The organism is uncultured Tateyamaria sp., assembly GCF_947504105.1.
Classification (GTDB): domain Bacteria; phylum Pseudomonadota; class Alphaproteobacteria; order Rhodobacterales; family Rhodobacteraceae; genus Tateyamaria.
Window position 1 is genome coordinate 20,163 of sequence record NZ_CANNGP010000009.1, and the last position, 18,820, is coordinate 38,982.

General features: G+C 57.6%; 23 protein-coding genes and 1 tRNA gene. 20 read left to right on the forward strand and 4 right to left on the reverse strand.

Annotated features, from left to right (window positions below):
• Nucleotides 1-4 precede the first annotated feature (4 nt).
• The 7 genes from Q1A75_RS08080 (at nucleotide 5) to Q1A75_RS08110 (ending at nucleotide 4,548) form a co-directional block, all read left to right on the forward strand.
• Entirely contained in the window at nucleotides 5-343 is a 339-nt protein-coding gene (locus Q1A75_RS08080; protein WP_299553483.1) for an HNH endonuclease signature motif containing protein, read from the forward strand.
• Nucleotides 321-1,610: a phage major capsid protein gene (locus Q1A75_RS08085; RefSeq protein ID WP_299553197.1), complete on the forward strand. Its 1,290-nt coding sequence runs from the start codon at nucleotides 321-323 to the stop codon at nucleotides 1,608-1,610. The genes Q1A75_RS08080 and Q1A75_RS08085 overlap by 23 nt, the downstream gene beginning before the upstream one ends.
• Nucleotides 1,610-2,188 (forward strand): HK97 family phage prohead protease, encoded by a 579-nt coding sequence (locus Q1A75_RS08090; RefSeq protein WP_299553199.1) that lies wholly within the window; start codon nucleotides 1,610-1,612, stop codon nucleotides 2,186-2,188. Before Q1A75_RS08085 ends, Q1A75_RS08090 begins: the two co-directional genes overlap by 1 nt.
• Before the next feature lies 1 nt (nucleotide 2,189).
• Nucleotides 2,190-2,732: a hypothetical protein gene (locus Q1A75_RS08095; RefSeq protein ID WP_299553202.1), complete on the forward strand. Its 543-nt coding sequence runs from the start codon at nucleotides 2,190-2,192 to the stop codon at nucleotides 2,730-2,732.
• Complete coding sequence (locus Q1A75_RS08100) at nucleotides 2,729-3,778, forward strand: hypothetical protein (protein WP_299553205.1); 1,050 nt, start codon at nucleotides 2,729-2,731, stop codon at nucleotides 3,776-3,778. The genes Q1A75_RS08095 and Q1A75_RS08100 overlap by 4 nt, the downstream gene beginning before the upstream one ends.
• 3 nt (nucleotides 3,779-3,781) lie before the next feature.
• On the forward strand, nucleotides 3,782-4,111 hold the full coding sequence (locus tag Q1A75_RS08105; RefSeq protein WP_299553207.1) for a hypothetical protein: 330 nt from the start codon (nucleotides 3,782-3,784) through the stop codon (nucleotides 4,109-4,111).
• A gap of 299 nt (nucleotides 4,112-4,410) precedes the next feature.
• A complete protein-coding gene (locus tag Q1A75_RS08110; protein ID WP_299553210.1) occupies nucleotides 4,411-4,548 on the forward strand; it encodes a hypothetical protein in 138 nt (45 codons plus the stop codon).
• A 53-nt stretch (nucleotides 4,549-4,601) separates the two neighbouring features.
• Here the strand turns inward: Q1A75_RS08110 and Q1A75_RS08115 are convergent, their stop codons facing one another.
• On the reverse strand, nucleotides 4,602-4,811 hold the full coding sequence (locus Q1A75_RS08115) for a hypothetical protein (protein WP_299639482.1): 210 nt from the start codon (nucleotides 4,809-4,811) through the stop codon (nucleotides 4,602-4,604).
• Between the two features lie 14 nt (nucleotides 4,812-4,825).
• Here Q1A75_RS08115 and Q1A75_RS08120 point away from each other — a divergent pair, with 14 nt between their 5' ends.
• From Q1A75_RS08120 to Q1A75_RS08135, 4 genes are all read left to right on the forward strand, one after another.
• Nucleotides 4,826-5,215 carry a hypothetical protein gene (locus tag Q1A75_RS08120; protein ID WP_299553213.1) on the forward strand — a complete coding sequence of 130 codons (390 nt, stop codon included), beginning with the start codon at nucleotides 4,826-4,828 and terminating at the stop codon, nucleotides 5,213-5,215.
• Between the two features lie 72 nt (nucleotides 5,216-5,287).
• A complete protein-coding gene (locus tag Q1A75_RS08125) occupies nucleotides 5,288-6,112 on the forward strand; it encodes a hypothetical protein (RefSeq protein ID WP_299553216.1) in 825 nt (274 codons plus the stop codon).
• Complete coding sequence (locus Q1A75_RS08130; RefSeq protein WP_299553219.1) at nucleotides 6,112-6,315, forward strand: hypothetical protein; 204 nt, start codon at nucleotides 6,112-6,114, stop codon at nucleotides 6,313-6,315. The genes Q1A75_RS08125 and Q1A75_RS08130 overlap by 1 nt, the downstream gene beginning before the upstream one ends.
• Nucleotides 6,309-7,325 (forward strand): tyrosine-type recombinase/integrase, encoded by a 1,017-nt coding sequence (locus tag Q1A75_RS08135; RefSeq protein ID WP_299553222.1) that lies wholly within the window; start codon nucleotides 6,309-6,311, stop codon nucleotides 7,323-7,325. Before Q1A75_RS08130 ends, Q1A75_RS08135 begins: the two co-directional genes overlap by 7 nt.
• A gap of 87 nt (nucleotides 7,326-7,412) precedes the next feature.
• Here Q1A75_RS08135 and Q1A75_RS08140 read toward each other — a convergent pair.
• Nucleotides 7,413-7,486, reverse strand: a tRNA-Cys gene (locus tag Q1A75_RS08140).
• Between the two features lie 164 nt (nucleotides 7,487-7,650).
• On the opposite strand from Q1A75_RS08140, the gene Q1A75_RS08145 reads away from it, so the two are divergent.
• The 4 genes from Q1A75_RS08145 to Q1A75_RS08160 all read left to right on the forward strand — a co-directional run bounded on the left by Q1A75_RS08145 (nucleotide 7,651) and on the right by Q1A75_RS08160 (nucleotide 11,372).
• Nucleotides 7,651-8,304, forward strand: coding sequence for a protein-L-isoaspartate O-methyltransferase (locus Q1A75_RS08145; RefSeq protein WP_299553486.1), 654 nt, complete (start codon nucleotides 7,651-7,653; stop codon nucleotides 8,302-8,304).
• Nucleotides 8,305-8,309: 5 nt separating this feature from the next.
• A complete protein-coding gene (locus tag Q1A75_RS08150) occupies nucleotides 8,310-9,770 on the forward strand; it encodes a TolC family outer membrane protein (protein WP_299553489.1) in 1,461 nt (486 codons plus the stop codon).
• 86 nt (nucleotides 9,771-9,856) lie between these two features.
• On the forward strand, nucleotides 9,857-10,753 hold the full coding sequence (locus Q1A75_RS08155; protein WP_299553225.1) for a hypothetical protein: 897 nt from the start codon (nucleotides 9,857-9,859) through the stop codon (nucleotides 10,751-10,753).
• Nucleotides 10,754-10,841: 88 nt separating this feature from the next.
• Nucleotides 10,842-11,372 (forward strand): cobalamin biosynthesis protein CobQ, encoded by a 531-nt coding sequence (locus Q1A75_RS08160; RefSeq protein WP_366142189.1) that lies wholly within the window; start codon nucleotides 10,842-10,844, stop codon nucleotides 11,370-11,372.
• A gap of 55 nt (nucleotides 11,373-11,427) precedes the next feature.
• Here the strand turns inward: Q1A75_RS08160 and Q1A75_RS08165 are convergent, their stop codons facing one another.
• Entirely contained in the window at nucleotides 11,428-11,748 is a 321-nt protein-coding gene (locus Q1A75_RS08165) for a DUF6280 family protein (RefSeq protein WP_039684470.1), read from the reverse strand.
• A 219-nt stretch (nucleotides 11,749-11,967) separates the two neighbouring features.
• Here Q1A75_RS08165 and efp point away from each other — a divergent pair, with 219 nt between their 5' ends.
• The 5 genes from efp (at nucleotide 11,968) to Q1A75_RS08190 (ending at nucleotide 18,006) form a co-directional block, all read left to right on the forward strand.
• On the forward strand, nucleotides 11,968-12,531 hold the full coding sequence (gene efp / locus Q1A75_RS08170) for an elongation factor P (RefSeq protein WP_299553231.1): 564 nt from the start codon (nucleotides 11,968-11,970) through the stop codon (nucleotides 12,529-12,531).
• A 234-nt stretch (nucleotides 12,532-12,765) separates the two neighbouring features.
• Nucleotides 12,766-13,953 carry an aminotransferase class I/II-fold pyridoxal phosphate-dependent enzyme gene (locus Q1A75_RS08175; protein ID WP_299553233.1) on the forward strand — a complete coding sequence of 396 codons (1,188 nt, stop codon included), beginning with the start codon at nucleotides 12,766-12,768 and terminating at the stop codon, nucleotides 13,951-13,953.
• A 10-nt stretch (nucleotides 13,954-13,963) separates the two neighbouring features.
• The gene (locus Q1A75_RS08180) at nucleotides 13,964-14,926 is read left to right on the forward strand and encodes a hypothetical protein (RefSeq protein WP_299553236.1); all 963 of its coding nucleotides are present in this window, start codon (nucleotides 13,964-13,966) and stop codon (nucleotides 14,924-14,926) included.
• Between the two features lie 502 nt (nucleotides 14,927-15,428).
• Entirely contained in the window at nucleotides 15,429-17,186 is a 1,758-nt protein-coding gene (locus Q1A75_RS08185; RefSeq protein ID WP_299553238.1) for an ABC transporter ATP-binding protein, read from the forward strand.
• 121 nt (nucleotides 17,187-17,307) lie between these two features.
• The gene (locus Q1A75_RS08190) at nucleotides 17,308-18,006 is read left to right on the forward strand and encodes an alpha/beta hydrolase (protein ID WP_299553240.1); all 699 of its coding nucleotides are present in this window, start codon (nucleotides 17,308-17,310) and stop codon (nucleotides 18,004-18,006) included.
• Between the two features lie 25 nt (nucleotides 18,007-18,031).
• On the opposite strand, the gene Q1A75_RS08195 is transcribed toward Q1A75_RS08190, so the two are convergent.
• Nucleotides 18,032-18,772 (reverse strand): folate-binding protein, encoded by a 741-nt coding sequence (locus tag Q1A75_RS08195; RefSeq protein WP_299553243.1) that lies wholly within the window; start codon nucleotides 18,770-18,772, stop codon nucleotides 18,032-18,034.
• Between the last annotated feature and the right edge of the window lie 48 nt (nucleotides 18,773-18,820).

The window sequence follows — 18,820 nt, forward strand, 5'->3', positions numbered from 1 at the left end:
ACATATGCGGCATTCTGCGAAGGTGACGCGCGGCCCCCGGTGGCGTGCATTGCGCTTGCAAGCGTTGGACCGTGACGGCTGGGCCTGCGTTCAATGTGGCACCCACAAGCGTCTTGAGTGCGACCATATCAAGCCCGTTAGGACGCACCCCGAACTCGCTTACACCTTGAGCAATTTACAAATGCTGTGCGGCCCCTGTCACACGCGCAAAACTCGAATTGAGGTCGGTTCAAAGGAACTGCCCCCAAAGCGCCGCGAATGGCGAAACCTGCTGCGACAAATGCAGCTCAACCCTGAAGTAGGAAAGGAGGGCCGCAGCGATGCTCCTCTCAAAGAAACTTGAACTGCGCCGGTCAGAAATCCGGCAATCCTTGGCTGAATTGGCAAACATCGAAAGCCCCTCTGCCGATGAAACCCGCAAGATGACCGAACTGGACGCGGAGTATCGCGCCAAAGAGGTTCAATATCGTGCGGCGCTGATCGCGGAGGATGAAGAACGCCGCGAGGCTGGTGCCGAACTTGAAACGCGCTCCGATAACGAATGGTCAACGCTGATCGGCGGCTTTGAAATGCGTCAGGTTGCATTGGCCTTGAAAGAAGGTCGGGCACTGGATGGTCAGACTGCGGAGGTTGTCACAGAACTTCGTTCGCAAGGCGGATTTACCGGCGTGCCGGTGCCTATCGAGGCGCTTGAAGTCCGCAACACCGTCGCCGCAGGCACGCCTGATCCGATTGCGACCCGGCCTATCATTGACCGATTGTTCCCTGACAGCGTTGCATCGCGCATTGGTGCGCAGATGATCAACGTCGGTTTCGGCGCAATCGAATGGCCGGTGGTCACGTCCAACGTGACGGTTGGATGGGCTGCAACTGAAAATGGCAATGTGGCGGACCCGACACCGTTTGAGACGACTGACCGCCCCTTGAAACCTGATCACTGCATGGGCGTGCAAATGCGGATCAGCCGCAATGCCATGCAGCAAAGCGGTGCTGCGCTGGAACAAGCAATCCGGCGCGACATGAACGCGGCGATGGGTCAGGAAATGGATCGGGCAATCTTGCAGGGTTCCGGTGCAGGTGGTCAGCCCTTGGGCATGATGACGGGCGCGGCCACCTACGGCGTCAACGTCAACGATCTGGGTGCTGCGCCAACATACGCTATGTTCCTGCAAGAGATCGTTGCTTTTATGACGGCGAACACAATCACGTCGCCTAATCAGGTGCAATTGCTGATCCGGCCTGAGTTGTTTGGCTGGCTGGAAGGTCAGGTGAACGCCGATCTGCATATGTCGGAATATATTCGCTGGGCCATGCTTGTGGCGGGCCGCAATGTGTCGGGGCCGTTCCCGAACAACATTACCACCACATCCAACGGCATTCCGGCACCTTCCGGTGATCCATTGTCAACATCGATGCTGATGACCACGCGCACAGGCGGCGTTGCACCTCTGTTCGTGGGGCTTTGGAATAACGGTGCCCTTGATCTGATCCGTGATCCATACACCGACGCACAAAGCGGTGGCCTGCGCATCACAGCACTGGCGAACATGGACGTGACGGTCGCGCGCCCGGTGCAGAGCCGGATCGTGACCAACATGCAGTTGTCGTAATGCTTTGGGGCGGTCATCAAGGCGGGCTTGAAGTCCGCACCTCTGCGGACGGGTCAACCGTCCTCAGGGGCCGCTTTCCCTATGCAATCCCGACCGTCCTTAGCGATGGTCGGGAAAAGCGCAGGGAAGTTTTCGAGGCGCGGGCGTTTGGCGCGTCTGTTGCCAATGGTGGCGACGTTCACTTGCTGGTGCATCACGACATGAACAAGCCTCTGGCATCCCGTGGGGCGGGTTCTTTGACCCTTGAGGACACCGACGACGCTTTGACGTTTGAGGCAACCCTTGCGCCTGAAATGCGGTCTGTTGGCTATGTCCAAGACTTTCTTGGCACTTTGGCGGCGGGTCTGGTGGGCGGTATTTCCCCCGGCTTTCGCGTCCCCCAGGGCGGCGACCGGGTTAAGCGTTCCGGCGCTGGCATTATGCGCGTTGTGCGGTCTGCTGACCTGATCGAGATTAGCGCAGTGACAAAGCCCGCTTATCCGGCGGCGCAGATTGAGGCCCGCAACTGGACGCCTGATCTGCAACCCGATGGGCTGGGCACCGGCTATCAGCGCACCTTGAACCGCTGGAGGGCCTGACATGACGGACCTATTGCAAGAACGTGAAGCGACCCCGGCAAGCTATCCGGCCACCCCGTCCGGGCTTTCCACCCCGGCGGCGGCGCTTGATGTTGAAATGATCTGGGAACGGATCGAGGCTTACACCCGGACCCGCTACACGGCCCGCGAATTGGTGTGGACTGTCGAGGGTGGCGAGGGTGAAAACTGGACGCCCCCACTATCGCCTGTCGTGTCACATTCAACTGAGAAATGGGAAAGCGGTGCTTGGGTATCCACGTCGTTACCTGACGGCCCCTTGGGGCTTTGCTTGCCGTCTGACGGCGTGTTCAAGGTCACGGCCCAAGTGGGCGCTGGCGACCCGCCTAAAGCCGTCTCTGAGGCGTTCCGGCGGCTTGCTGAATACATGGCCGACGACACCGACCGGGCGGGCGTGTCCAGCTATTCCGTCAACATGGGCGGGGCGATCCAAGAAAGCTATCAGCGCAGCGCGGCCCACGCGGCCCGTGCGCTTCAAAACAGTGGGGCGGCTGATCTGCTGCGCCCATATCGGAGGCAGAAATGATCTGGCCCTTTAAGAACAAGACCGAAAAACGTGCGGCATCCGACGCAGGATACACCGCACAGATGATCCAAGCCCGAACCGCTTACATCACGGGCACCAACGGGCGGGCCGAATTGACAGCAACGGTTCAAGGGGCGGTCACGCTCTGGGAAAATGGACTGTCTGTCGCTGATGTGGACGGCACCGACCTGTTGACCCGGCGAACGCTGGCAATCGCGGGCCGGATGCTGGCACTGCGGGGTGAGGTGCTTTTCTACATCACTGACGACACGCTTATTCCCGTGTCAGATTGGGATTTGTCCACCCGGCTTTCCCGTCCAACGGCCTATCGCCTGACCGTGCCCGAAGTGGGCGGCGGCAAGACCATGACGGCGCTGGCGGGCGAGGTGCTGCACTTTTGGATTGGTGCGGATGCAATTCAGCCTTGGTATGGGACGGCCCCCTTGCGACGGTCCAGCCTATCCGCTGACCTGTTGGAAATCATCGAGCGGGCGCTTGTCGAGGTCTATGGTGACGCGCCTTTGGGATCGTCCATTGTGCCTATGCCTGAGACGCCGGAAACCGACCTTGCGGACATTGCGCGGGGCTTTCGTGGTTCACGCGGCAAGGTGCTGGTGAGGGAATCGGTGCAGGTGCAAGCGGCAGGCGGTCCAGCTCCAGCACAAGATTGGCGGGCAAATGATCTGACGCCCGATATGTCCAAGGCGATGCTGGACAAGACCCTTGACCAAGCCCGCGACCAGATTAACGCGGCCTATGGTATCCTGCCCGGTCTGAACAACAAAGCGACCACGGGTCCGATGGTGAGGGAAGCGCAACGCCACCTTGCCCAATGGACCTTGCAACCGATGGCCGAACAAATGGCAGAGGAAGCCACAGATAAGCTGGGATCGGCGGTCACGCTGGACGTTATGCGACCCCTACAGGCGTTTGACATTGGCGGACGCGCAAGGGCGGCGGCGGGTATCGTGCAAGCCTTGACACAAGCCAAAGAGGCGGGCGTTGATCCGGCAACCGCTTTGAAATTTGTAGACCTGAAGGAGTAAGCCATGACCGAACAAGTAAACATCACTGGCCTGACCCGCGTTGCGAAACCTAAGGCGAACCGGGGCGGGTCGACTATCCTGGCGTACTTCGATTGTCAGGCGCGTGGCTTAAAATTGCGCGGTTGCGCTCTGGTGCGAACTAAGGGCGGCGGGCTAGTGGCATGGCCCCCAAACCTTGAGACTGAGGACAATCGGCGGTCAATTCGTATCTCTGACGACGCTTTGCGCCACGGTATGATGATGTATGCGCGGGAAGCCTATAGGGCGCTTGGTGGAACGGATGCTGAAACAATCGGCAAGTCTGTCCCCATGCGGCCCGTCGCGGTGTCTTAGGGCACCCACAAGGGCGCTCTTGATCCGACAACGGTTTAGAGGCATTATGTCGATGGGCCTAGAAACCCGGACGATGATAGCTGCAACACCTGACTAAGGTTTAATCCGTTGGCGCGGATGGCAGCGAATACGTGGACGCTTGGCGGCGCTTCACACCGGCACACTATGCCGGGGTGTTGGCGCTACATACAAGACCGCTTGCGGGAAAACGTCATGCCTCTCTCATCGGAGGTTTCTAGCCCCCGGCTCCAGCCCGTCGCTGGGAATGGCCCTAGAAAGCCCAAAAGATGAGAACTAACATGACAAGCAACAATGCCTTATTGGCTCACATTCAAGACTGTCAGGACAAAGCCTGCATTCTTGACGGCCTGATCCATGCGATTGAACGCCTTGAAGCCGATGCGCAAAACCGAAAGCAGGTAGGAAAGTCGAACTGACTTTGAACATCGGGGGCCACGCCTGCGGAGCTGGCCCCCGGATAGCTGCTAGGTTAAGCCCAAGGCCAGTGAGATACTGCCTTTTTCACCTCAAGGACGCAGTGACGGCACGAATATTCGAAATGACGGGCGATGACCTCATAAGTGGTGCCCGTTTCGTCCCACCTGAGTTTATCGCCCACCATTGGAATGAAAGTGTCGGTCTCTTCGTCAAACTCATGAAGCGGGGCAGGATCATAGGCACCGCCTGGGTTTTCAGGCAAGCTATGAGGCACACATGCGAGAAGCTGATCGCAAGTCCAAATTCAAATCGCAGCGGGGTATGAAATCTGAACTGCTATGGGCAGAACGTGAAAAATCCCGGATTGAACCGGCCCGCGCCTACTGGTCTGAGGTGGAACGCATTACGGCCCTATCAGGTATCGAGGACGCGCAAGCGACTGAGACAGCGGCACGGGACGCCTTGCGTGAATTAGTGGGGGCTATTCTGATCTTTGAGGAACAAAGCCCGATGGGTCTAGCGATCAAAGCACAAGCCCTTACCGCCTTCATTGAATTGCCGCCTTTCTGGCAAATGGCAAACCCTGACGCGCCTAAGTGGATGGCAGGATTAACTGCTACGTTGGCAAGGCAGGTAAACGCGACGCAAGTAGTGCAAAAACCGTAACCCCGCAACATGGGGCTTTACAAACCCCGCGCCGTGGTGTTTAAGGATAGCACCACGGCAAGGGACTTCGATATGACGGAAGATGAATTTCACGAACTGAATGGCGATCCGGTAATGCAAATGCTGGAAGCCAATCGCATTTGGACCCACCCGCAATTCCTTGTCGCTGACGTGTGCAAGATCACCGGCACCACGCCCAAGGCCCTTGAACATTTTGTCAGCCCCAAGCGCGATCTGGTTCGCTTGATCGGCCCACACGTCAATCCCGGCACCGGACGCCGCCGTGTGTTCACGGGTGGTCAGGTGCTTATGATTGCCGCCGCGTTCGCTATGACGCGGATCGGCTTCCCCCAACGGTGGACACGGTCGCTTGCTGACACCGTAGAGAGGCGCGCAATCGCCCGTGAAAATCCCTTCGGATATGGTCAGACTGGTTTGATGTTTGCGACCTTTCCGATGAACGAAGGGGACGACTGGAACGTCGTTTATCTCCACGATCAAATGGAAAAAGAGCCGGTGTTGCCTGTGGCCGTTCACCTTCTGGACGTGGACCGCCTCATTGACCAAGTGAAAGCGCAGCTTGAGGCCATGATTGCGGATGAAGAGGTGCCGGACTTCACGGTGCCGGACCCTAAGCCTGAGCCAAATCCATACAGCCCCGCGTCCAATTTCTTTCGTGCGTGGGATAAGTCAGAATCCGGGCGCTGGGTTTACGTTGGCCTGACCGAAGAAGAAACCGACGAACTGCTGGAAATGCAGGGCAGCGAAATCCAAGGCGACGATCTGGTTATCGTGAGCGAAGGGCGGCGCGGTGGTGAGCGTTTCCTTGAACTGCACGACAAGCACGAGCGCGAACGTCTCAAGCGTTGCGGGATGGGCTTGGAGGGCGACGACTAATGCCCGCGCCCACGATCCTCTTTGCCGGTGACAAGAAAGCCGCTGCGCTTCTGGATATGAAGCCTACGGAGTTTCGTGGGCTGGTGGACGAAGGTGTTTTGCCCAAGCCGACCAAGATCGGCGGCTTTGAGCGGTGGGACGTGGAACAACTGCAATCCATCGCGCGCGGCGATGCGGCTGAGGGTGGGCCTATCCAATGGTGAGCCGCAAGAAACTTCTTTGGCAGCACCCGGCGGGCCGCTGGTATGTCCGTAAGTATGTGAACGGCAAGATGATCTATCTGGGCCGGATCAAAGCTGAGGAAGGCACCGCCGAATTTGACCGCCAGTATTGGGAGATCGTGAGCGGCAAGAAAGCCGCCGCGAAAACGTCATGGGGCGCTCTGATCGAGGCGATGCGCGAGACGGACAAATGGGCGAATTTCTCGCCCCGCTACCGCAAAGACCTTGAGCCTGTTTTTGAATACCTCAAGGACAAGATCGGCCACCAAGACGTTGCGCGGCTGACCCAAGCTGACATTTACGACGCGATGGAAAAGAACCGGCACCGTGTCCGGTTTGCCAATTACATCCCGACCGCGATTAGCATGTTGTCCAAGCTGGCGATCCGCAAACGGTGGCGCAAGGACAACCCGGCAATCGACATTGAACCGCTCAAGGTTCCCAAGGCGCGTCAGAAACCGCACCTGCCGTGGGCAGATTGGGCGGTGGAGAAAATGCGCGACGAGGGCGAGCCGTTGCCGCTGCTAATCTTCGAGATCGGCGTGGGCAGCGTCCAGCGTCCCGGTGATTGGGTAGACTTCCAATGGGGCGACTATGACGGGGAAAACCTCAAGCTGCGCCAGAACAAGACCGGCAACGCGCTGGTTTTGCCCTGCACAAAGGCGCTCAAGGCCGCACTCGGCCGCGCCAAGGCTGATCTGGGTTTCGCACCTCACCCGTCGCGCCACATCCTGACCCGCGCTGATGGCTCTGCGATGGACTATCACGCGATGGCCCGCGTCATGGTGCGCGAGCGCAAACGGCTGGGCCTGATGGCCTACGATCAACACGCGCTGCGCTATCGCGGTGTGATGGAACTGGCGTGGGAAGGCTGCGACGACGACGAAATCGCCAGCTACAGCGGCCACACGTCCAAGGCGATGATCATCAAATATGCAGGGGAGGCGAGACAAATCATGCGCGCGCGCCAAGCGGCGGCAAAGCGCAAGTGACGACGAACAGAACGAGACCAGAACGAGAAACTGATACCTGAGGTGATACCCCAATGAGCAGCCACTTTGCTAACCCATTGAAAACATTGGAGGCGAGTACCGGAATCGAACCGGTGTACACGGATTTGCAATCCGCTGCGTCACCACTCCGCCAACTCGCCATCCGTGGTGTTTGAGCGGCGATAGACCATTAAAACGGGTCACGCAAGACCGTCCGGCAACGGTGCGCCGGAATATTGCCTCATGAGCCACGTGCCGCGTTGCCCACCCGCGCTGACTGTGGCACATGTATGCGAAAGAACCTGAACGAATGAGTTTAGCTGCAATGCCCGACTTCTCGACACGGCGCATCATGATGGTGGACACGCAAGTTCGCCCGTCAGATGTTACGAAATTCCCGATCATTGATGCAATGCTGACCGTCAAGCGCGAAGACTTTGTTCCTGTTGCGCAACGCGAAACGGCATATATGGGCGAAAACCTCGATCTTGGAGAAGGGCGGGTCATTCTTGACCCGCGCACGCTTGCCAAGATGCTTGATGCACTGGACATTGCGCCGGACGAGTTGGTGCTGGATGTTGGGGCTGCTCATGGCTATTCGGCGGCTGTCATTGCGCACTTGGCGCAGGCGGTCGTTGCTTTGGAAGACAACGATGCCATGGCAGCGGAGGCGCAGGATGCGTTGATGTCAGCAGGCATGGATAATGTCATTACTCATGTTGAAACGTTGAAAGCAGGTGCGGCAGAACATGGTCCTTATGACGTCATTGTCGTCGAGGGTGGTGTGACCCAAGTGCCCGAAGCACTATTATCGCAACTCAAGGACGGTGGACGCATCGCGGCGCTTTTCATGGACGGTGCATTGGGAGAGGTCCGGATCGGTTACAAGATCGATGGCATGATGTCTTGGCGTCGTGCTTTTAATGCAGGTGCCCCAGTGTTGCCGGGGTTTGAAAAACACGACGCATTCACGCTTTGACCGGAGTGGTACTGGGCGGATGGATCATCAAGAGGCAGGTTAAAATGATGGGCAAGTTGGCGCGCAGATTTCTGAGTACTACGGCAATGACTGCAACCTTGGTGTTGGGTATGGGTACGTCGCAGGCTACCGCAGACACTCTCGCGGATGCCATGATCGGCGCGTATACGCACAGCGGCTTGCTTGATCAGAACCGGGCCTTGTTGCGCGCAGCAGACGAAGATGTGCCGATCGCGCTGGCTGCATTGCGTCCGATCGTCAACTGGACTGGCAGCATCACACAGGACTTTGGGGACGTCACTACACAGACAGGTATTTCGACCAGCGCAGAGTCCACGGATGTCCTTTTGGGTCTGAATGCGTCACTGCAATTGTACGACGGTGGTGCCGATCGGGCGCGGGTCGAGGCAACAAAAGAGACGGTGCTCGCCACCAGAGCGACGTTGCTGAATGTTGAGCAGGCGCTGCTTTTGCGCGCGGCGGCGGCCTTCATCAATGTGGGGCGGCAGCAGAATTTTGTCGCTCTGAGCCAGAACAACTTGCGTCTTTTGCAACAAGAACTGCGTGCCGCCAATGACCGCTTCGAAGTGGGGGAGGTGACCCGCACGGATGTGTCCTTGGCAGAGGCCGCTGTTGCGCAGGCGCGCAGTAATCTGGCAGATTCGCAGCGCAACCTGATCCAGGCGCAGGCGGAATATACAAATGTTGTAGGCCGACGCCCTGGACGCCTGTCTGCGCTGCCGACGTTGCCTCTTACCGAAACGCGCGTTGCCGAAGCTCAGGCCGTCGCGGTGCGCAACCACCCTGATATGGAAGCCGCACGTCGCCAGGTGTCGGCGAATGAATTGCTGGTTACAGCAGCCGTGAAGGACACGTTGCCCGTTGTCACTCTGGATGGGTCATTGGCGGTTCAGGAAGATTTTGGTGACGAAGATGATGCCAGGACCGGGTCGGTTGGTATCAGTGTAACTGGGCCAATCTACCAGGGTGGTCGTCTTTCGGCGCTTGAACGCCAGGCAATGGCATCACGGGATGCATCACGTGGGAACCTGCACAATGTGCGTCACGGCGTGCAGCAAGACGTTGTGAATGCCATTTCGGATCTTGAGGCGGCGCGTGCCAGCCTGGCCGCATCCGAACGCCAGATTCGCGCGGCCCGCATCGCATTCCAAGGGGTGCGGGAAGAGGCAACCTTGGGTGCGCGGACGACGCTGGACGTTCTGGATGCCGAGCAGGATTTGCTGGATGCCGAAACCAACCGCATCGCAGCGCAAGCTGATCAATATATTGCCGCCTATTCGGTCCTTGAAGCCATGGGCCTGCTGACCGCGCAGCGGCTAAAGCTGCCGGTACAGCTGTATGACCCGGCGGCCTATTACAACTTGGTAAAAGACGGACCCGCCAAGCGGTCAAGGCAAGGTAAGCAATTGGACCGCGTGCTGCGCGCCCTTCAAGTAGACGATTAAGGTTTTCAGCACAGTATTGTGCGACCCTCACCCTCGGGGTAAGCTGAGGCCGAGGTTGAGAGTGGTACTTTGACATGTCTGATCCAATGACCAACACCGAGGTGGAGGACGTTTTGGCGTCTATTCGTCGTCTGGTGTCCGACGACAATCGCCCGGAAGCAGAGGATAAAACTGCGGCGTCGCCTGACAGACTGGTTTTAACTCCAGCGTTGCGCGTGATGGATGAACCAGATTTAGACGGTAGCGCGGATATTGTTGCTTCTGCGTCGGAAGACGATGCAGAAGATGTCGCGGACGAAGCCGTCTTGGGAGAACAGCAGGATTCGGTGGCTGAAAGTGCAGCGCCTTCATATGAAGAGGAACAGTGCGGGTCTGTTCCGGTTGATGACGAAACTGAACACCCAATGCCAGATGAGTCCGAGGCTGAACGCGACGTTGGAGATGATACCAGTGAGTTCGAAGAGCGGCCCATAGATCTGGATGCAGTGGATTTGGATCAGGATACACTCATGTCGATCCAGGATGCGTTTGCTGACGCCGATGAAGCTGAGCATATTGAGGACACCGCATCAGTAAACACCGATGCCAATGATGATGCGACCACGCTGAGCGCCAAGATTGCAGCGCTTGAGACATTGATTGCCGGTCAGACCGACGAGTTTGAACCGGACATGGCGGGGGATGGAGAGAATGCGGGCACGGAACCACCGGCGCTGGCATGGGAAGATGCGGACGGCGATGTGAGCGCTGCACCACAGCCATCGCTAGATGTCGAACGGGACGTGGACGACCCCGCACAAGATGGTGCGCAGGTATTCTCGAATGACGAGGATGTGTTGGATGAAGACGCACTTCGTGATCTGGTCAGCGATATTGTGCGGGAAGAGCTGCAGGGCGCGCTGGGCGAACGTATTACACGCAATGTCCGCAAGCTGGTTCGGCGCGAAATTCATCGGGCCCTCGCTGCGCAAGACCTTGAATAGGGGCGCAATCATTCACGCAATGCTCCGATCCTGATTGTCCGTGAACACGCCGGCTCACTTATTGGTTGGAGCTGCCGTATTCGGTAGATTGTCAGGTGCTCGGCTTCTTGCTGCTGCCTTCGCAGGAGCTGCCCTGCCGGATCTGTCACTCTATGTGATGTCAGGTGTATCCTTGTTTTTGCTGGGCATACCGCCCGACGTGGTCTTTGACGATCTTTACTTCTCGGACACATGGCAAACAGTATTCGCCATCGACAACTCATTTTTTGTGTGGGGTGCACTGTGCGGATTGGCCTGCTGGCATCGGTCGCCTTGGGCGGTTGCGCTGACCGGAGCGGCGTTACTGCACTTGCTTCTGGATTTCCCACTGCACCATGACGACGGACGCCCGCATTTCTGGCCGTTCAGTTGGTGGGTGTTTGAAAGTCCGGTTAGCTATTGGGATCGCGGGCACGGTGCTGCGTGGGTTGGACCGATTGAGGCGGTACTTGCAACGTCGGCGGCTGTGGTTCTGTGGCGCCGTAGGCTGCCAATGTGGGGTGGTGCCGCTGTTGCGTTTCTATTGCTTGCCGAACTATGGGTCGTACGCCAGTGGCTGTTTTTCTTTTCCAGCGGATGAACAAAAGAAAACGCGCCTCGTGGGGCGCGTTTTCCTTGTAGCAGCAATGTTTCGATCAGGCCGCTTCAGCCTGCTGTGCCGCATTGCGGCGTTCTGACTCTTCCCGGCTCAGCGCGACAGATGTGCGGACGCCTTTGCCCACAAATTCCATCAGGCCTTCTACAACCCGTTCGTTTGGGTCGATACCTGCGCAGCTCAGCACTTCACGACCATCGCGTGAACGAGCCCAGCGGGCAATCTGCTCTGGCCCGTTGCCATACTTTTTGTCATCGGCGATAGCATCGTCGAGTGCAGCCAACACAACGGCTGCGAATAGTTTGCGTGCACGGTTGCCTTGTTCATTGTTAAAGGCAGTGCCGTCAACGAAGTCTTTCATTCGTCGTCCTTCCTTTATTCTTGCTCTTGTCTTTCCGGCGTGACGCCCGTTATGGACGAACTGCTCCGATTCGGATACCCCGTTATTGCATGGCTGCCCTGCAAAAAATGCATAGCGCGCTGATGGTACAGCACAGCATTTCGTTGTCTTGCCGGGACCCTCTACGCGAGATATAGGGAGCATCAAATTTTCATCAACCTTTCGTCAAGGTTTTGCCACATGCCAAAAATCAATGGAAACGAGATCCGCCCCGGTAACGTGCTTGAGCACAACGACGGCCTTTGGGCCGCTGTGAAGGTGGATCATGTAAAGCCCGGCAAGGGCGGTGCCTTTGCGCAGGTTGAGCTGCGCAACCTGCGCAACGGATCAAAGCTGAACGAACGCTTCCGTAGCGCGGACAAGGTTGAGCGCGTGCGGCTCGAGCAAAAGGACCAGCAGTTCTTGTATGAGAACGACGGGATGCTCGTGTTTATGGACGCCGACACATACGAACAGATCGAACTGCCTGCAGAGCTGCTCGGCGATCGACGCCCGTTCCTGCAGGACGGCATGACAATCGTTGTCGAATTCTACGACGAAGAGGCCTTGAACGCGACCGTGCCGCAGAAGGTTACCTGCAAGATCGTCGAGACAGAGCCAGTGGTGAAGGGCCAGACAGCGGCGAACTCCTTCAAACCCGCGATCCTTGACAACGGGGTCAAGGTGATGGTGCCGCCTTTTGTCGGACAGGACGAAGACATTATCGTCAATACAGAGACGATGGAGTATGCTGAACGCGCGTGACGCCTCGTATGAAATAGCCTTTTGCCAAGGGTATTGCGCAGCGCTTCGCGTCCCGTTTTACATCACAATGATGTGCATCAACCTGCGTATAGAAGTCGTCCAGCGGCTGCGTGCGGAACAATTATCGTAAGCGCTCGGCGCAAACGACTGCGTCACTCATGCTTTAGGAATTTCGCGGACAAGCTGTTACGGACTACTCCGTGATGTGAAATCGAATGAAGTTGAGACTGCGAGATGGCCAAGCCGGTGTCGCCCCGAAAAATCCGTGACTTCGGCCTAGAGGTCTATTTCTCGAAGTGGGAGTTCAACGCCAAACACCATATGACGGCCTCAGACTTTGAGAGCATGCCGCTATCAGGTTTGCTGGCGCTGGCGTCAGACGAAGATCGGGTCGCGTTCGAAAATCTGTGGCTTGGCTACACCGAGACTTGGGGCGCCCCCGCGCTACGGCGCGAGATTGCCGCGACCTACGACACCATGAAGGACGAAAATGTCCTGTGTCACGCCGGCGCGGGCGAAGCGCTCTATGCGGTCCCGCGTGTGCTCCTGGGCAAGGATGATCATGTCATCGTGCCGACACCGAACTATCAGGGCGCCGAGAGCATACCCCTTTCCATATGTGACGTGACTGGCGTGCCCATGGACCACACCCCGGATCGAAACGTTAAAGGTGGCTGGCGTCTGGATATTGAACGGATCAAGCAAGCGATCCAGCCGAACACGAAGCTGATTTCGATCAACTTCCCCCACAATCCAACGGGCTTTCTTTTGGCACGGGATGATCTGGACGCGCTGATCTTAATGTGCCGCGAACATGGCATCTACCTACTAAGCGACGAGGTCTATCGTGGGGTAGAGATGGACCCGGCAGATCAGATGCCCCAAGTCGCCGACCTGTATGAAAAGGGAATCTCGCTGAATGTGATGTCCAAGGCATACGGTCTTCCAGGTCTGCGGATCGGTTGGATCGCATCGCAGGACACCGAACTTCTGCAGAAGGTTGAGCGGTACAAACATTACCTTTCAATCTGCAACTCCGGGCCATCCGAGATGCTGGCACTTATTGCGCTGCGTGCTCGAGACACGATCCTGACCCGGAACAGAGCAATCGTGATGGACAACCTTCTTTCCCTTGAAAACACGCTTCTTGAGTTTCCGGGGCTTTTTGAATGGTCGCGCCCGATGGGCGGCTGTGTTGCCTTCCCAAAGTACCTTGGCCCTGATGGTGGGGAAGAGTTCTGCCGCAAGCTTATCGAAGAAAGCGGCGTTTTGCTGCTTCCATCGTCGATTTATGCCAGTGATCTGAATGAGGTCCCAGCGGATCACTTCCGTATCGGCATCGGACGAGACACCGTGTTCAAAGACGGGTTTGTCGCATTTCATGAACACCTCAACAAATACTACTGCGACTACCGCAAATAAGGATCGCATCATGAAGATCATCCCGCTCGACGCCATCCAACGTGTCGTAACAGGACCGGATGCGATCGACGCGGTGCGCAAAGGGTATATCGCCTTTTCGGATGGGCTAATCGAACAGCCGGATCCGCTGCAAATCCTGTTCAAAGAAGCGGACGGCAGCTTTTTTGGTGACTGCCATGCAAAGGCGGCACAGGGGAGGGGGTTGCCATACTTCGTGATTAAGGTGGCTTCCGGGTTTTATCGTAATATAGAGAAACGTCTGTTACCCAACAGCGGGCTTGTGCTTGTGATGTCCTCAGAAACCGGCCATCCGGTTGCCGTCCTTCAGGATGACGGATGGCTGACCCAAATGCGTACGGCTGCGGCGGGCGCATTAGCTGCATCGATAAAACCCGTCCTCCCAACTGCAGCCCTAGGGGTCATCGGCACCGGCACACAGGCATTCCTGCAGGCGCAAATGATTACAGCCTTCACAGGCATCAAACCCGTCTTTGTCAAAGGACGGGGTGAGTTGGAAAGCGCTGCGTTCGCGGAGCGTCTGCAGACCGCCGGTATCGATGCGACACCGACAACGTCAGCGCATGAGATATGCGACAACGCGGCAATCGTGGTCACTGCGACGCCATCCTCCGAACCGGTGTTGATGTCAGACGATGTCATCGGTTCGATTCATATCATTGCCGTGGGGGCCGACAGCCCGGGCAAGCTGGAGATTGATCCACATCTGACCGCTCGAGCATCGCTGATTGCAACCGATAGCCATGTCCAATGTGTGCATCATGGCGATTTCGGTGCCGCCGTTCGCGAGGGGCTTCTTTCGGAAGACGCGGATGTATCATTTTGCGATGTTCTTGCTGGCAAACATCCCGACCTGGACTTCGCTGGGGCCGAAATTTCAATGGTCGACTTGACCGGCGTCGGCGTGCAAGACCTTGCGATCGCATCGTTGGTTGTAAACCAACTCAACGTGTGACCGCGCCAGATTTCCGCTTCACGAGGCACCGCGGGCTGAAATTTTCCGGCCTCCACCATAGATAAAAATGCTCATCCATTGGTTTGAAATCGGCGTTTGCGGTTCGCAAGACAGGACAAGCATGCAGTTCTCCGGAACTCGGCATCGGCGACTGTTCTTGAAAGGCAGGTTTTCCAGGACAGCACCAAGCAGGATTGCTGCGGAGGGGACGCAGCTTGCACGGGGCATGTATTGGCCGAAACTCGCTAAGGGCACGTGGTACTGAAGCATGACGCTTGACTTGAGCGTGTCACCGACCTTACGTGCTAATCAGGACACACATTGCAAGGAGGACGAACATGATTATCGCGACTCGTTACCTCCCGGGCAGCTTCCGTTTCGGAGTTCCCGTATCCTGACATTATTGGGCGAAATTCGCCCCTGACGTCAGCCGCAACAGTCCAATATCCGGACATTTCTACATTTAAAACCAAGGCACGGCGTATCTGCCCGTGATCGTTCCATGTCCCGTCTGTCCACCAAAGGCGCCTTTGCGCGCGTTCTCGCTTTCGCCATACGTCTCTGGGTCCGCAGGCCGGGTCTTGTTGCTGCGCTATTGCTGCTCGTATTGACGTCGACGGCTGCCGATATCACGATCCCTGTCGTTACCGGACGCCTTGTGACGGCTGTCTCCGAAGCCGCGTCTCCTTGGGGGGCGTTTGGCTTGCTCCTTGGTCTTGGGGCAGTGTCCATAGGCGCAAAGATCCTGAGCTACTTTACGATCATCGCACTTACCGTTCCGACCATGCAGATAGCCGAGGCCGAAGCATTCGCGCGCGTTCAGCGCCTGCCCGCTGACTGGCACGCCAATGCCTTCGCAGGATCGACTGTTCGGCAGATCACCCGTGGTGCATGGGCGCTTGATGACATGGCGGACGTATTGCTGCTCGCTCTCCTGCCATCGACGTTCGTTTTATTGGGAACGATCGGCACGCTCACGGCGTTCCGGTTGGAGGTCGGCCTTGTGGCTGCTTTGGGGGCCGCGCTCTTTCTCGGGCTGTCGCTGACGCTAACGCTGTTCTGGGTTGCGCCCGCCGCACGGCTGTCAAATGCACAGGACAGCCGCGTTTCCGGTGCGTTGGCCGACACGATCACGTCAAACGCCGTGGTGCGGGCGCATGCGGGTGAGGCGCGCGAGGATGAAAGGCTGGGGCAAGTCTTGTCAAAGTGGGCGCATCGGACGCGGCGCACGTGGCGGCGCGGTACGTGGTCCGGGCTGGCACAAGACGTGTCACTCTGGTGTCTGCGGGCTGCCGTATTGGGCGGCGCGTTGTTGGCATTTGCCCAAGGTTTGGCTGGCGCGGGCGAGATTGCTTACGTTGTCTCCGCCCTCGGGATGCTGGATGGCTATTTGCGACAGATCGGCAATCACGTAAGGACGCTTCAGAAATCAGTTAATGATGCCGAAGAGCTTGTGGAATTGATGTCTACCACTCCAGAGCGCGAGGTGGTTCGTCCTCCGGCACGTGCTTTGCCAGCACGCGCGGCTGCTTTGACCTTTGATCATGTCGATTATCGTTACACTGGGGCGTCGACGCCCCTTTTCACGGATTTGCACGTCACAATACCGGCAGGTCAAAAAGTGGGTTTGGTGGGGCGTTCGGGGTCTGGCAAGACAACTTTCGTCAAGCTGATCCAACGCATCCATGAAGCGACAGACGGTGCGATCACGTTGGGCGGTGTCGATATCGCACAGGTTCCGCTTTCTGAATTGCGCCGTCAAATTGCACTCGTTCCACAAGAGCCGATCCTGTTCCATCGTTCACTGGCCGAGAACATTGCCTATGCGCGCCCCGGTGCCACCCTAGCCGAAGTGCGCGAGGCCGCGGCGCGGGCAGGTGCTGCCGGCTTCATTGAACAATTGCCGAAGGGTTATGGCACTGAAGTTGGCGAACGTGGCGTGAAGCTGTCTGGCGGCGAGCGCCAGCGGGTGGCCATTGCGCGTGCCTTCCTCTCGGATGCGCCGGTTCTGGTCATGGATGAGGCGACATCATCGCTCGATTCCGAGGCTGAAGCGCGAGTTGCGGAAGCGGCTGAGCGGTTGATGGAGGGGCGCACGACGTTGGTCATCGCACATCGGCTGGCGACCGTCGAAAGGATGGACCGCATCTTGGTTTTTGACCAAGGCAGGATTGTCGAGGATGGTACACCCGCCGACTTGATGGCGCGCAAGGATGGTCTCTACCGTGCACTGCGGCAGCGTCAAACACTTGCAGCCTGAGGCTTTGCACGCAGTATACTACAATCAAGGAAGGCGCGGTCAAAGACGCTTAAAGCAACGGCCAAACACACGTAACGAGCATACTTCCAGCCATGTCTAAGCTATGCCACTCAAACTGTTCATGACGAGCAAAACGCATTCCACACTTACGTTGCTGCCAAGTCTTTGGCTGCACGGTGCCGGTCTGACTGACGCAACATGGCGGGATGTTGTCGTTGATATGCCGCTTGCCAAAACGCCTAACCTGCCCGGTACCGGAAACCCTGCGCGAGTAGAAAGATATGCAGACGCGCTTCAACACCTTGCGCCGGACGGAGCGGTGCTGGTTGGGCATTCTCTTGGTGGTATGGTTGCTTTGGAGCTGGCGGCCCGTACAAGGCCCGCGGCACTGGTTCTGATCGAGGCTGTGCCTACGGTTGTCGATACGTTCTTCGGGCGCATTGCAGGGCGTTTGCTTCCGGCTGTTCTAAGACGCATCTCTCCGGGTCGCCTTGCTGGCCTTGTCGGCCTCGGCGAACCCGAGATCGTCGCGAAGGAATTACGCGCGCAAATCCCTTGTTGGAGTGCCGAGGCGATTGCCGACCAGATGTGCGCCGCTGCAGTCTATGACGGGCGGTATCTGCTTAGCGCTATCGCAGCTCCGACGCTTTTGGTGGACGGGCAGCGTAACCGTGCGACGCGTCGCGGTATGGAAGCCTTTGAAATAGGAATCATCGGTTCGGAACTGCTGCGCCTTGATGGCGGGCACAACCTGCCACTGGAAATGCCTGATGCTTTGCGTGAGCATATCGATGACTTCCTGAAACGCAGACTTAATTAGCTTTCACCCCGACGGTAATGACACTTCAGCCTTCGCTGCGCGTCACGGTGGCATTCCCGGCCTGCATGCTTCCCACGGCGCGGTCAAAGCGCAGGTAAGCGATGGCCCGATCTCCCGCACGGGACAAAAGAGTGCCAGCGGCTTTGCCGTCGGCAACAATCTCAGTTCCCGTTTCGGCATCGCCGAGCACGTCGACCTGAGCCAGTCCCTTGCGCAAGGTCGTCTTGTGCTTCATCCGTGCGGTCACCTCTTGTCCCACATAGCAGCCTTTGCGAAAGTCGACGCCGTGCAAGGCCTCGAAGCCCACTTCAAGGATAAAGGTGTTGGGGGTGAGCTCTACACCGGTTTCCGGGATCAAGTGCTTAACACGCAAAGCTGTCCAATCTGTGTCATCGTCCGCTTGTGGTGTGTCGCGATAGGCACGCCAACCCAATTCAGTATGGCGTGGATCAGCAAACCCATCCTCGGGCGGATGTCCAAGCCCCCTGTGCATATGTCGGGCCGAATCCTCGAGCGTTACGTTGGCGCGCAGTTTGTACATACTAAGTCGTTGCCGCAGCATGTCGGCATGGTCAGCATGGGCATCCAGAAGAACCGCATCTCCATCAGGTGCCAGGAAGAAATCCGAGATGTACTTGCCCTGCGGGGTCAACAGAGCGGCATAAACCAGACCGTGGGCAAGCCCATCCACATCATTGGTCACAAGCCCTTGCAAGAAGCTATATGTATCAGACCCCGACAGCCGAAAGATATGACGATTGGACATTGGTGTTCCTTTTCGATCTTCCCCTTGTCATATAACAGCGCGAAGTCC